The 12,907-nt window shown below is 71.8% G+C and carries 11 protein-coding genes and 1 riboswitch; of the genes, 6 read left to right on the forward strand and 5 right to left on the reverse strand.

All coding sequences use genetic code 11. The annotated features are described in order from the left end of the window. Positions 1-12: 12 nt before the first annotated feature. From V5O46_RS28650 to V5O46_RS28660, 3 genes are all read right to left on the reverse strand, one after another. The gene (locus tag V5O46_RS28650) at positions 13-249 is read right to left on the reverse strand and encodes a hypothetical protein (protein WP_332887624.1); all 237 of its coding nucleotides are present in this window, start codon (positions 247-249) and stop codon (positions 13-15) included. 125 nt (positions 250-374) lie between these two features. Further along, complete coding sequence (locus tag V5O46_RS28655) at positions 375-587, reverse strand: hypothetical protein (RefSeq protein ID WP_332887625.1); 213 nt, start codon at positions 585-587, stop codon at positions 375-377. 174 nt (positions 588-761) lie between these two features. Further along, complete coding sequence (locus tag V5O46_RS28660) at positions 762-1,313, reverse strand: DUF6082 family protein (RefSeq protein ID WP_332887626.1); 552 nt, start codon at positions 1,311-1,313, stop codon at positions 762-764. A gap of 316 nt (positions 1,314-1,629) precedes the next feature. On the opposite strand from V5O46_RS28660, the gene V5O46_RS28665 reads away from it, so the two are divergent. Continuing rightward, positions 1,630-2,706, forward strand: coding sequence for a CobW family GTP-binding protein (locus V5O46_RS28665; protein WP_332887627.1), 1,077 nt, complete (start codon positions 1,630-1,632; stop codon positions 2,704-2,706). On the opposite strand, the gene V5O46_RS28670 is transcribed toward V5O46_RS28665, so the two are convergent. Beyond that, positions 2,703-5,159: a DNA gyrase/topoisomerase IV subunit A gene (locus V5O46_RS28670; RefSeq protein ID WP_332887628.1), complete on the reverse strand. Its 2,457-nt coding sequence runs from the start codon at positions 5,157-5,159 to the stop codon at positions 2,703-2,705. The two genes, V5O46_RS28665 and V5O46_RS28670, sit on opposite strands and share 4 nt — an antisense overlap. 326 nt (positions 5,160-5,485) lie before the next feature. Here V5O46_RS28670 and V5O46_RS28675 point away from each other — a divergent pair, with 326 nt between their 5' ends. From V5O46_RS28675 to V5O46_RS28690, 4 genes are all read left to right on the forward strand, one after another. Continuing rightward, entirely contained in the window at positions 5,486-6,838 is a 1,353-nt protein-coding gene (locus tag V5O46_RS28675) for a M16 family metallopeptidase (protein ID WP_332887629.1), read from the forward strand. After that, on the forward strand, positions 6,835-8,223 hold the full coding sequence (locus V5O46_RS28680; RefSeq protein WP_332887630.1) for a M16 family metallopeptidase: 1,389 nt from the start codon (positions 6,835-6,837) through the stop codon (positions 8,221-8,223). Before V5O46_RS28675 ends, V5O46_RS28680 begins: the two co-directional genes overlap by 4 nt. A 200-nt stretch (positions 8,224-8,423) precedes the next feature. Then, positions 8,424-8,586, forward strand: a riboswitch (cyclic di-AMP (ydaO/yuaA leader). Positions 8,587-8,598: 12 nt separating this feature from the next. Next, positions 8,599-9,363 carry a M23 family metallopeptidase gene (locus tag V5O46_RS28685; RefSeq protein ID WP_332887631.1) on the forward strand — a complete coding sequence of 255 codons (765 nt, stop codon included), beginning with the start codon at positions 8,599-8,601 and terminating at the stop codon, positions 9,361-9,363. 225 nt (positions 9,364-9,588) lie between these two features. Beyond that, positions 9,589-10,284 carry a GntR family transcriptional regulator gene (locus V5O46_RS28690; protein WP_332887632.1) on the forward strand — a complete coding sequence of 232 codons (696 nt, stop codon included), beginning with the start codon at positions 9,589-9,591 and terminating at the stop codon, positions 10,282-10,284. Positions 10,285-10,411: 127 nt separating this feature from the next. On the opposite strand, the gene V5O46_RS28695 is transcribed toward V5O46_RS28690, so the two are convergent. After that, positions 10,412-10,693 (reverse strand): HPr family phosphocarrier protein, encoded by a 282-nt coding sequence (locus tag V5O46_RS28695; protein ID WP_332887633.1) that lies wholly within the window; start codon positions 10,691-10,693, stop codon positions 10,412-10,414. Between the two features lie 168 nt (positions 10,694-10,861). Here V5O46_RS28695 and V5O46_RS28700 point away from each other — a divergent pair. Next, positions 10,862-12,907: GNAT family N-acetyltransferase (locus tag V5O46_RS28700; protein WP_332887634.1), on the forward strand; the 2,046-nt coding region annotated here is incomplete at its 3' end.

The raw sequence follows: 12,907 nt of genomic DNA on the forward strand, positions 1-12,907 counted from the left end.
GGGGGACGGGGTTCAGGCGTCGGGGATGTCTGCTTTGGCGCGAATGAGCGTCTCCCGGCTGACGACGACGATGCGTTCGTAGTCCGCACGGGAGGCGTCGGATGGCAGCTCACCCTCCAGCGCCTCGGTGGCCTCGGTGCCGATGACGGCGAAGTTGCCGTCGCTCAGCTCGAACAGATCGGGGCAGTTGGCTCCGGAGGCACTGCCACGGGCGCTGGGAGGCACACCGATACGGCGCAGGATCTTCAAGGGGTACCGGTCCTTACACGTGGTCTGCTCGCGGGGTAGAGAGCAGTACCTTACTTGGGGTACGGGTGAGTTGCCGCCGCTCCTGGCCGGCCGCCGGGCCGGGCGTGTCGCCTTGCCCCGGGTGCTCAGCCCCCGGGCACCTGCACCGACGTGCTCTGACTGTTCTCCGGGGCCGGGGGTGGCTGAGGAGCCGAGGTGGGAATGCCGCCCGACAGGACGTGGAGCAGGCCCGCGACAGCGACGGCTGCCGTGATGGCGGCCCCGATGCCCTCTCGTCGGTACACAAGGTGACCGACGACCGCGCCCACGGCGAGAAACACGATCGCTTCCAGACTCATCGGCTGTCTCCAGACCCTCGCGGCCTGCCCGCCGTCGAAACACGGCGGGGGACGTCAACTGCGTGCGTCATCCCGGGCGTTATGGCTCGGGGGTGCTTGGGTATGGGGCAGCTGATGGGGGTGCAGGGACAGAACCTGCCCGATCGGGGCCGCCGGTCGTCTCCGGCTGTCGGTTCAGGCGGACGGAGGCGTGCCCACCACCCACCACTCGTCCGTGTCGGCCTCGTCGAGATCCCTGATGAGGCCGTCGACCATGCGGCCGATCCGTGCCTCGTCGGACGTCTGCTTCAGTGTGGCCCGCTGGCCTCTGGACGCCTCCCAGTACTCCCGCATCAGGGGGTTCTGGAAGAGCTCCCGCGCATGCCCGTACAGCTCCTCCTGGTCCAGGATCCCGGCCCGGTAGAGGTGGTAGAGGTTGATGTACCAGGCGTTGGCGTAGAAGTACTGGCGCCGCTTCTCCGCCGGGACGGCGGGGTCGTAGGTGTCGATCACGGCGGCCAGGGACGGGTCGTCCATGGCACGGGACAGCAGTTCCCAGTGCATACGCTGCTGATGGGCCAGAGCCCGGCGACGGGAGGCGACTTCTTCCAGTTCCAGTCGCCTCACGTGCAGTCGCTCCGCCTCCAGGTCTCGTTGACGGGCGGCCAGCGTCAGCCCCGCGGTGGCGAGAAGCAGACCGGCCGTGACGGAGCCGAGGCTCCCCGCGACCCTGTTCCGTGTGGTCATGTCAACCCCCGATTCAGGCGACCGTCCGCCGGTCGTCGGGTGCGGGTCGGCTGACGGGTACCGGCGAGCGATGGGCGGCGCTTGCCGCCTCCGGGTGCCGAGCGGCTCTGATCGGCGGGAGGCGGAGAGGGGGCGCGCAGAGGGCAGCGAAGGCCGCACGATCCGGCGCCTTGTCCAACGTCTGCCCCGCGAACGCGGCTAACAATCGTTCACTTCGCCGTGTTTCGCCTGGCTCGTATCCTGGTCCGGCATTCGTTCCCGGTACCTACGCCGAGCCGCGTGCCGGTGTACGCACAGGCGTGAGAGAGGTCGCACAGTGGGGCACAGCCCGAGCCCGCAGATCCCGGTCGTCGTACTCGCCGGATTCCTCGGCTCCGGAAAGACCACGCTCCTCAACCACCTCCTGCACCGCAGCGGCGGCAGCCGTATCGGAGCGATCGTCAACGACTTCGGGGCCATCGAGATCGATGCGATGGCCGTGGCCGGCGCGCTCGGCGACTCGACCATCTCGCTCGGCAACGGATGCCTGTGCTGTGCCGTCGATCCCGGTGAGCTGGACGTCTACCTGGAGCGGCTGGCCCGGCCGGAGGCCGGTATCGATGTGATCGTCGTGGAGGCGAGCGGTCTGGCCGAACCGCAGGAACTCGTCCGCATGCTGCTGGCCAGCGAGCTTCCCGGGATCGCGTACGGCGGGCTGGTCGAGGTGGTCGACGCCGCCGAGTTCGACGACACCCGCGCCCGGCATCCCGGGATCGACCGGCATCTGGCCCTGGCCGATCTGGTCGTGGTCAACAAGCTCGACCGGGCGACGGACGGCGAGCGTGTGCTCGCCCTCGCCGGTTCCCTCGCGGACGGCGCCGCCGTGCTTCCGGCGACCTACGGACGGATCGACCCCGAGTTCCTCTTCGACTGCCGGGCCGGCGAGGAGCGGATCGGGCAACTGTCCTTCGACGACCTGCACGACCACTCCGCGAGCGACGCGCACGCCGGCCATCTGCACACCGCGTACGACAGTCTGTCCTTCGTCTCCGGCATCCCGCTCGACCCGCGGCGGCTGATGCGGTTCCTGGACAGCCGCCCACACGGGCTCTACCGGATCAAGGGACATGTCGATTTCGGCCCGCACGACACACGCAACCGCTATGCCGTGCACGCCGTCGGCCGGTTCCTCCGCTTCCACCCGCAGCCGTGGGCGCCCGCCGAGGACCGCCTGACCCAGCTGGTCCTCATCGGGTCGGGCATCGACACCGCCACTCTCGACAAGGAGCTCCGGGCGTGCCGCAGCGACGCCCCGAGCGCCGACGAACACGGCATGTGGGGCGTCCTGCGCTATGTGCCGGGCCCCGACGCGGGCGACGAGCCGACGCCGGAGCCGCCCGCCGAGCCGTCCTAGACCGGCCCCGCCACCGCCGCCACCGTCTTCTGCAGGGACACGCCCGAGCCGTCCCGGCGCGGGTCGGGGTCCGGGAGCTGGGCCGGGGAGCCGTTCTTCTGCGCGGCGCGGGCCGGGGCGGCGCCCGCCCAGGCCAGCGAGAGGCAGTCCTCGCCCTTCAGGAACCGCTGGCAGCGCACCCCGCCCGTGGCCCGGCCCTTGCGCGGGAACTGGTCGAACGGTGTCAGCTTCGCCGTGGTCTGCACGGAGTCGTCCAGCGTGCCCCGCGCACCCGCGACGGTGAACACCACCGCGTCGGCCGCCGGGTCGACAGCCGTGAACGAGATGACCTTCGCCCCGTCGGTGAGCTTGATGCCCGCCACACCGCCCGCGGGACGACCCTGCGGACGCACCTGCGCGGCCTGGTAGCGCAGCAGCTGAGCGTCGTCGGTGATGAAGACCAGGTCCTCGTCGCCGGTGCGCAGCTCCACCGCGCCGACGATCCGGTCGCCCTCTTTGAGGGTGATGACCTCCAGCTCCTCCTTGTTGCCCGGGTAGTCGGGCACCACGCGCTTGACGACGCCCTGCTCGGTGCCGAGCGCCAGACCCGGTGAGGACTCGTCCAGCGTGGTCAGACCGACCACCGTCTCATCGTCCTCCAGGGAGATGAACTCCGCCAGTGGCGCACCGCCCGACAGGTTCGGCGTCGCCGGATCCGCCGGGAGCTGCGGCAGGTCGACGACGCTCAGCCGCAGCAGACGGCCCGCGGAGGTCACCACCCCCACCTCGCCGCGGGCCGTCGCCGGCACCGACGCGACGATCACGTCGTGCTTGACCCGTCTGGCGCCGGAGTCCGCCGCGAACGGTGCGTCGCCCGCTGTGCGGGCCAGCAGGCCGGTGGAGGACATCAGCACCCGGCAGGGTTCGTCCGCCACCTGCAGGGGCATCGCGGTCGCCGGGGCGGCCGCCGACTCCAGCAGCACCGTACGCCGGTCGGTGCCGAACTTCTTGGCCACCGCGGCCAGTTCCCCGGAGACCAGCTTGCGCAGCTCCGCGTCCGACTCCAGGATGCGGGTCAGCTCCTCGATCTCGGCGTTGAGCCGGTCCTTCTCCGCCTCCAGCTCGATGCGGTCGTACTTGGTGAGCCGGCGCAGCGGCGTGTCCAGGATGTACTGGGTCTGCACGTCACTCAGCGAGAACCGCTCGACGAGGCGCTGCTTGGCCTGCGCGGAGTTCTCGCTGGAGCGGATGAGGCGGATGACCTCGTCGATGTCGACCAGCGCGGTGAGCAGGCCCTCGACCAGGTGCAGCCGGTCGCGCTTCTTGCCGCGCCGGAACTCGCTGCGGCGCCGCACGACGTCGAAGCGGTGGTCGAGGTAGACCTCGAGCAGCTCCTTCAGGCCCAGGGTGAGGGGCTGGCCGTCCACCAGCGCGACGTTGTTGATGCCGAAGGACTCCTCCATCGGCGTCAGCTTGTACAGCTGCTCCAGCACCGCCTCCGGTACGAAGCCGTTCTTGATCTCGATGACCAGGCGCAGACCGTGCTCGCGGTCGGTGAGGTCCTTGACGTCGGCGATGCCCTGGAGCTTCTTCGAGCCGACCAGGTCCTTGATCTTGGCGATCACCTTCTCCGGGCCGACCGTGAAGGGCAGCTCGGTGACGACCAGACCCTTGCGGCGGGCCGTGACCGGCTCCACCGACACCGTCGCCCGGATCTTGAACGTGCCGCGGCCGGTCTCGTACGCGTCCCGGATGCCGGGCAGGCCGACGATCCGGCCGCCGGTGGGCAGGTCGGGGCCGGGGACGTGCTTCATCAGGGCGTCGAGATCGGCGTTCGGGTGCCGGATCAGATGACGGGCGGCGGCGATCACCTCGCGCAGGTTGTGCGGCGGCATGTTGGTGGCCATGCCGACGGCGATCCCCGAGGCGCCGTTGACCAGGAGGTTCGGGAAGGCGGCGGGCAGCGCCACCGGCTCCTGCTCCTGACCGTCGTAGTTCGGGGCGAAGTCGACGGTGTCCTCGTCGATGGACTCCGTCATCAGGCCCGTCGCCTCGGCCATCCGGCACTCGGTGTACCGCATGGCGGCCGGCGGGTCGTCGTTGCCCAGCGAGCCGAAGTTGCCGTGGCCGTCCACCAGGGGCACGCGCATGGAGAAGGGCTGCGCCATGCGCACCAGGGCGTCGTAGATCGACGCGTCGCCGTGCGGGTGCAGCTTGCCCATGACCTCGCCGACGACACGGGCGCACTTGACGTATCCGCGCTCGGGCCTGAGGCCCATCTCGCTCATCTGGTAGACGATGCGGCGGTGCACCGGCTTGAGGCCGTCACGGGCATCCGGCAGGGCGCGGGAGTAGATGACCGAGTACGCGTACTCGAGGAACGAGCCCTGCATCTCGTCCACGACGTCGATGTCGAGGATCTTCTCCTCGTACGAGTCGTCGGGCGGCGGGGTCTTCGTACTACGGCGGGCCATCGCTGCCGGCTCCTTGCTGAAGCGTGAACGGTGATCTGACGCTGACCATTGTGGCCCGCGGCACTGACAGCGACCGACCAGGACCCGTCGGGGACCGCCCGCCCGGCGCTGCCCGCAGGGTACGCCCTCGCACCGGCGAGGCCCCGGCGGACCCGAGGCGCGGCCAGCCACCGCGGGCCTCGCTCCGGGAGACGGCGTCCGGGAACTTCGCGGACGGCCCGCACGCTTGCATACAGTGGCAGGATCGGCAGGAATCCCGCAGCTCCGCCCACTGCGGCTGCGCGACTCCCACCCAGGATTTCCGCGATCGAAGGGACACACAGCCCATGGGTCACACGGCCACAGCCGAGGCAGGCTCCGGCGGCCTGACAGCGACCGAGCACCGCCTGGCCAACGGGCTGCGCGTGGTGCTCTCCGAGGACCACCTGACCCCGGTCGCGGCGGTGTGCCTCTGGTACGACGTCGGCTCCCGGCACGAGGTCAAGGGGCGTACCGGCCTGGCTCACCTCTTCGAGCACCTCATGTTCCAGGGCTCCGCACAGGTCGAGGGCAACGGCCACTTCGAACTGGTGCAGGGCGCCGGCGGCTCGCTCAACGGCACCACCAGCTTCGAGCGCACCAACTACTTCGAGACCATGCCCGCCCACCAGCTGGAGCTCGCCCTCTGGCTGGAGGCCGACCGCATGGGCTCCCTGCTCGCCGCCCTGGACGACGAGTCGATGGAGAACCAGCGGGACGTGGTCAAGAACGAGCGCCGCCAGCGCTACGACAACGTCCCCTACGGCACGGCGTTCGAGAAGCTGACCGCCCTCGCCTATCCCGAGGGCCACCCGTACCACCACACGCCGATCGGTTCGATGGCCGACCTGGACGCGGCCACCCTCCAGGACGCGCGCGCGTTCTTCCGCACCTACTACGCGCCGAACAACGCGGTGCTGTCGGTCGTCGGCGACATCGACCCCGGGCAGACCCTCGCCTGGATCGAGAGGTACTTCGGCTCCATCCCCGCGCACGACGGCAAGCCCGCCCCGCGTGACGGCGAACTGCCCGAGGTCATCGGCGGGCAGCTGCGCGAGATCGTCGAGGAGGAGGTCCCGGCCCGCGCCCTGATGGCCGCGTACCGGCTGCCCCACGACGGCACGCGCGCGTGCGACGCGGCCGACCTGGCGCTCACCGCACTCGGTGGCGGTGAGTCCTCCCGTCTCTACAACCGCCTGGTGCGGCGCGACCGCACCGCGGTGGCCGCCGGGTTCGGCCTGCTGCGGCTGGCCGGGGCACCCTCGCTGGGCTGGCTGGACGTCAAGGCCTCCGGCGACGTGGAGGTGCCGGTCATCGAGGCCGCCATCGACGAGGAGCTGGCCCGGTTCGCCCAGGAGGGCCCGACGGCGGAGGAGATGGAGCGCGCCCAGGCCCAGCTGGAGCGCGAGTGGCTGGACCGACTCGGCACCGTCGCGGGCCGCGCCGACGAACTCTGCCGGTACGCGGTCCTGTTCGGCGACCCGCAGCTCGCCCTCACCGCCGTCCAGCGGGTGCTCGACATCACCGCCGACGAGGTCCGGGAGGTGGCCGCAGCCCGCCTGCGCCCCGACAACCGCGCGGTGCTCGTCTACGAGCCGACCGCACCCGAAGCCGCAGACGCCGCCGAGGCCACCGACGAGACCGAGGAGTCGGACCAGTGACCGAGCTCGCCACGATGGACTTCCACCCCCGGCCCCGGGCGGGCGAGCCCAAGCCGTGGGCGTTCCCCGCCCCCGACCGCACCACGCTCGGAAACGGCCTCACCGTTCTGCGCTGCCACCGCCCCGGCCAGCAGGTCGTCGCCGTCGAGGTGCTCCTGCAAGCCCCGCTGTACGCCGAGCCGGCCGGCCTCGACGGCGTCGCCACGATCATGGCGCGCGCCTTCTCCGAGGGCACCGACAAGCACTCCGCCGAGGAGTTCGCCGCAGAGCTGGAGCGCTGCGGTGCCACCCTCGACTCGCACGCCGACCACCCCGGCGTGCGGCTCAGCCTGGAGGTCCCGGCCTCCCGCCTGGCCAAGGGGCTCGGGCTGGTCGCCGATGCCCTCCGGGCGCCCGCGTTCGCCGACAGCGAGGTCGAACGGCTGGTGCGCAACCGGCTCGACGAGATCCCGCACGAGCTCGCCAACCCCGCGCGCCGTGCGGCCAAGGAGCTCTCCAAGGAGCTGTTCCCGGCCGACTCGCGCATGTCGCGTCCGCGCCAGGGCACCGAAGAGACGGTCGCGAGCATCGACTCCGCGGCCGTACGCGCCTTCTACGAGCGGCATGTGCGCCCCGCCACGGCCACCGCGGTGGTCGTCGGCGATCTCACCGGCATCGACCTCGACGCGCTGCTCGGCGACACCCTCGGCGCATGGACCGGCTCCCCGGCCGAGTCCCGCCCGGTGCCCCCGGTGTCCGCCGACGACACCGGCCGGGTGGTCATCGTGGACCGCCCGGGCGCCGTCCAGACGCAGCTGCTGATCGGCCGCACCGGGCCCGACCGGCACGACCGCGTATGGCCCGCACAGGTGCTCGGCACCTACTGCCTCGGCGGCACCCTGACCTCCCGCCTGGACCGCGTCCTGCGCGAGGAGAAGGGCTACACCTACGGGGTGCGGTCCTTCGGGCAGGTCCTGCTCTCCGTCCCGGACGGCACCGGCGCGGCGATGCTCGCCATCAGCGGTTCCGTCGACACCCCGAACACCGGTCCGGCTCTCGCCGACCTGTGGACCGTGCTGCGCATGCTCGCCGCGGAGGGGCTCACCGACGCCGAGCGCGACGTCGCCGTGCAGAACCTGGTGGGGGTGGCGCCGCTGAAGTACGAGACCGCGGCGGCCGTGGCCGGCACGCTGGCCGACCAGGTCGAGCAGCACCTGCCGGACGACTACCAGGCCACGCTGTACCAGCAGCTCGCCGCGACCGGCACCGTCGAGGCCACCGCGGCGGTCGTCAACGCCTTCCCGGAGGACCGGCTGGTGACCGTTCTGGTCGGCGACGCAGCCGAGATCAAGGATCCCGTCGAGGCGCTCGGCATCGGTGAAGTCACCGTCGTGACCGCCGAGTAGACCGCACCTCAGCGGCACGCGCGTGGGGTCCTGGTGGCGCAGGCGTCACCAGGGCCCTGCTATGTCCGAATTGAGGGAGAGGTTCCCCGTCTGGCCTGTGGTGTGCGCTACAAAAGGGCCGATCCGTTTGGGAATTGAAAGTTGGCCCCCTTAGCGTCTTCCGGGCTGTTCGTCATGCAGTGCGCCGCGCCCGCGGCACCGGACAGTCATCGCCGAGTCCCCGTACGGCGCGAGCCAGGGGAGCCGGGGACCCAACGCAGTCCCTGGGGTGAATCGGACGCCCGCGCGCAGCGAGGGGGTCCGTAGGAGACCTTCCTGCTCCGAACCCGTCAGCTAACCCGGTAGGCGACAGGGAAGGAAAGGACGAGCCTGTACATGGCGTTCACGCGCGCCACCGGGAAGCACCGCCGGCCCAGCCGGATACAGCGCACCACCGCCCGCGCGGCGGGCGTCGCCGCCCTCACCACCAGCGGCGTGGTGGGCACCCTCGCGGCCCCCGCGCTCGCCGCCGAACCCGCGGCGGAGCAGACCGGTCTCACCCCGGTCGTCACCATCGGCGATTCCGTGGCCGACCAGATCGACGCCCAGGCCGAGGCCCAGCGGCAGGCCGCCGAGGACGCCGCAGCCCGGGAGCGGGCCGAGCAGGCCGCCCGGGAGCGGGCCCGCGAGGCGGCCGAGCAGGCCCGGGAGGCCAGGGAGCGCGCCGCTCGCGAGGCCGAGCGCAAGCGACTGAACACCTTCGTCGCCCCGATCAGCGGCTCCTACGTGTCCACCTCCTACCGGGCCGGCGGCGGTGTGTGGTCCTCCGGCAGTCACACCGGTGTCGACTTCCATGCCGCGTCCGGCACCTCCGTGCGCGCGGTGGGCACCGGCACGGTCGTCGAGGCCGGCTGGGGCGGGGCGTACGGCAATCAAGTCGTGATCAAGATGCACGACGGGACGTACACCCAGTACGGTCACCTGTCCTCCGTCGGCGTCTCGGTGGGCCAGAGCGTCACCCCGGGCCAGCAGATCGGTCTGTCCGGTGCGACCGGCAACGTCACCGGACCACACCTGCACTTCGAGGCCCGCAGCGGCGCCGAGTACGGCTCGGACATCGATCCCGTGGCCTATCTGCGGGCCCACGGCGTCAGCCTCTGACCCCGCCGCCGCGGCGGCCCGGAGCGGCAGCCGCGAGCCGCACCCCACGCCGCACCCCGAAGCCCCGGCCCCGAGCCGGGGCTTTCGGACTTTTTCGAACGTCCGTCTGTCCAAAAAATAGCCATGGATTCCGACCCGCCGTCGGAAATTCCCGCTCATTGCCATAGAGTCACGGAACGCACGTCACTCGACGACGTTGCACGGGGATTAAGGCGGAGGTCGGTCATGCGTATTCCGGCGCACTCGGTCTGCACGGCGATCCGGGACGACATCGTCGCCGGTGTCTACGAGCGCGGCAGCCGGCTCACCGAGGAGCTGCTCGCGCGGCGCTACGGCGTCTCCCGGGTCCCGGTGCGCGAGGCGCTGCGCACCCTGGAGGCCGAGGGCTTCGTCGTCACCCGGCGGCACGCGGGCGCGTGCGTGGCGGAACCGACCGAGCAGGAGGCCGCCGATCTGCTGGAGATGCGGCTGCTCCTCGAACCCCTCGGCGCCGCCCGGGCGGCCCAGCGCCGCACCGAGGCGCATCTGAAGGTGCTGCGCGGCCTGGTCCGGCTGGGGCAGCAGCGGGCGCGCCAGGGCACCAGCGACGACCTGCGCTCACTGGACGGCTGGTTCCACGAGACACTGGCCCAGTCCTCCGGCAGTCCCGCGCTGATCGCGATGCTGGCCCAGCTGCGGCACAAGATCGCCTGGATGTACGCGGTGGAGCCGCCGGCCGGCCCGGTGGAGTCCTGGACGGAGCACGGTGCCATCGTCGACGCGGTGGCCCGCGGGGACGGCGAGCGGGCCCGCGCGCTCACCGCGCTGCACGTCGAACGGGCGGCCCCGGCGCACCGGCCGCGCTTCGCCTCCGGCGGCGAGCGGCCGGCGCGTGTGAGGCATTCGCAACGTCCCGTAAACATGCCGAGCCTGCGGAATTAACACCGGCGCCGTATACAAAGAACAGGCAATTCGGGGGCCCTGTTTTCTGCTGCCCGAAAAAAGAAAAGCGAAAGGCCCGTCCGGTGATCCGGGCGGGCCTTTCGTGGAGCTGAGGACAAGGCGGGCCTCAGACGGTCTCGGGAAGCTCCTCGAGCCCTTCGGAGACCAGCTTCGCCAGCCGGTCCAGAGCGGCGTCCGAGCCGTCGGCGTCGGAGGCGAGGACGATCTCCTCGCCGCCCTGGGCGCCCAGGCCCAGCACGGCCAGCATGGAGGCCGCGTTGACGGGGTTGCCGTCGGCCTTGGCGATCGTCACCGGGACGCCTGTGGCCGTGGCGGCTCGGACGAAGATGGAGGCGGGGCGGGCGTGGAGACCCTCGGCCCAGCCGACGTTGACGCGGCGCTCAGCCATGTGATGCTGCCCTTCAGGTGTTCAGGGTTGTCTAGACCAGTTTCCCACATCGTGAAGCATGCCCCGACGACTCGCCGCCGGCGGTCGCGCCGCGGCCTCGGCCCGACCGTGTCGTCCACCACAGACTGCCCCGCGCCGTTGTCGTACGCGAGCCGTACTCTGGGGCCCATGCAGACCTCGCCGGACCGGCACGAGTATCCCGCGCACTGGGAGGCCGACGTGGTGCTGCGCGACGGCGGCACCGCGCGCGTGCGCCCCATCACCGTCGATGACGCCGAGCGCCTGGTCAGCTTCTACGAGCAGGTCTCCGACGAGTCGAAGTACTACCGCTTCTTCGCGCCGTACCCTCGTCTGTCCGCCAAGGACGTCCACCGCTTCACGCATCACGACTTCGTGGACCGGGTGGGGCTCGCGGCCACGGTCGGCGGCGAGTTCATCGCCACCGTGCGCTACGACCGCATCGGCCCCGACGGCACGCCCTCCTCGGTACCTGCCGACGAGGCAGAGGTCGCCTTCCTCGTCCAGGACGCCCATCAGGGCCGCGGTGTGGCCTCCGCGCTGCTCGAGCACATCGCGGCCGTCGCCCGGGAGCGAGGCATCCGCCGCTTCGCCGCAGAGGTGCTCCCCGCCAACACCAAGATGATCAAGGTGTTCACCGACGCCGGGTACACCCAGAAGCGCAGCTTCGAGGACGGCGTCGTCCGGCTGGAGTTCGACCTCGAGCCCACCGACCGCTCGCTGGCCGTGCAGTACGCGCGCGAACAGCGCGCCGAGGCCCACTCCGTGCAGCGGCTCCTGGCGCCCGGCTCCGTCGCCGTCATCGGCACCGGCCGTACACCCGGCGGCGTGGGCCGCAGCATCCTCGGCAACATCCGGGACGCCGGCTTCACCGGCCGCCTGTACGCCGTGAACCGGGCCTTTCCCGAGGATCTGCAGGAGCTCGACGGCGTGCGAGCCCACCGCTCGGTGCGGGACATCGACGCCCACGTCGACCTCGCGGTGGTCGCGGTGCCCGCCGACCATGTCCCCGAGGTCGTCACCGAGTGCGGCGAGCACGGTGTGCAGGGCCTGGTAGTGATCTCCGCCGGCTACGCCGAGAGCGGCGCCGACGGTCGCGAGCGCCAGCGGGCCCTCGTGCGGCACGCGCGCACGTACGGGATGCGCATCATCGGGCCCAACGCCTTCGGGATCGTCAACACCTCGCCAGAGGTCCGGCTCAACGCCTCCCTCGCCCCCGAGATGCCCCGCCCCGGCCGGATCGGGCTGTTCGCCCAGTCCGGCGCCATCGGCATCGCCCTGCTCTCCCGGCTGCACCGGCGCGGCGGCGGGGTCACCGGCGTGACCGGCGTCTCGACCTTCGTCTCGTCCGGCAACCGCGCCGACGTCTCCGGCAACGACGTGCTCCAGTACTGGTACGACGACCCGGACACCGATGTCGCCCTGATGTACCTGGAGTCCATCGGCAACCCCCGCAAGTTCACCCGGCTCGCCCGCCGGACGGCCGCGGCCAAGCCGCTGGTCGTGGTCCAGGGCGCCCGCCACCGCAGCGCCGCACCGCAGGGCCATGCCGTGCGGGCCACCCGGCTCCCGCACGCCACCGTCTCCGCGCTGCTCCGGCAGGCCGGGGTGATCCGGGTCGACACGATCACCGACCTGGTCGACACCGGCCTGCTGCTGGCCCGGCAGCCGCTGCCCACCGGCCCGCGGGTGGCGATCCTCGGCAACTCCGAGTCGCTGGGCCTGCTCACCTACGACGCCTGCCTCGCCGAGGGGCTGCGCCCACACGCCCCGCTGGACCTGACCACCTCGGCCTCGGCCGGCGACTTCCACGCCGCGCTCTCCCGGACGCTGGCCGACGAAACCTGCGACGCGGTGGTGGTCACCGCCATCCCGATGGTGGGGGAGGACTCCGCGACCACCGGCGACGCAGAGCTCGCCGAGGCGCTGCGCTCGGCCGTCGCCGCGGCGCCTGCCAAGCCCGTCCTCGTGGTCCATGTGGAGCTCGGCGGACTGGCCGAAGCCCTGTCCGCGGCGGCCAGCACCGCCCCTCAGGCCGCCCCCGCGGCCCCCGACCGGCCGTCCCGCCCCGCAGCTCGGCCCGGTCCGATGCCCCAGACGGGCCCCACCCCCCGGACCGACTCCGCCCCCCGGACCGACTCCGCCCCCCGGACCGACTCCGCCTCCCGGACCGACTCCGCCTCCCGGACCGACTCC

The sequence above is a fragment of the Streptomyces poriticola genome (genome assembly GCF_036689765.1).
GTDB classification, from domain to species: Bacteria; Actinomycetota; Actinomycetes; order Streptomycetales; family Streptomycetaceae; genus Streptomyces; species Streptomyces poriticola.

Excerpts from the sequence above, each read along its gene's own strand:
- V5O46_RS28685 (WP_332887631.1), top strand. The coding sequence starts at position 8,599 with ATGGCGTTCACGCGCGCCACCGGGAAGCACCGCCGGCCCAGCCGGATA.
- V5O46_RS28690 (WP_332887632.1), top strand. The coding sequence starts at position 9,589 with ATGCGTATTCCGGCGCACTCGGTCTGCACGGCGATCCGGGACGACATC.
- V5O46_RS28655 (WP_332887625.1), bottom strand. The coding sequence starts at position 587 with ATGAGTCTGGAAGCGATCGTGTTTCTCGCCGTGGGCGCGGTCGTCGGT.
- V5O46_RS28670 (WP_332887628.1), bottom strand. The coding sequence starts at position 5,159 with ATGGCCCGCCGTAGTACGAAGACCCCGCCGCCCGACGACTCGTACGAG.
- V5O46_RS28660 (WP_332887626.1), bottom strand. The coding sequence starts at position 1,313 with ATGACCACACGGAACAGGGTCGCGGGGAGCCTCGGCTCCGTCACGGCC.
- V5O46_RS28695 (WP_332887633.1), bottom strand. The coding sequence starts at position 10,693 with ATGGCTGAGCGCCGCGTCAACGTCGGCTGGGCCGAGGGTCTCCACGCC.
- V5O46_RS28675 (WP_332887629.1), top strand. The coding sequence starts at position 5,486 with ATGGGTCACACGGCCACAGCCGAGGCAGGCTCCGGCGGCCTGACAGCG.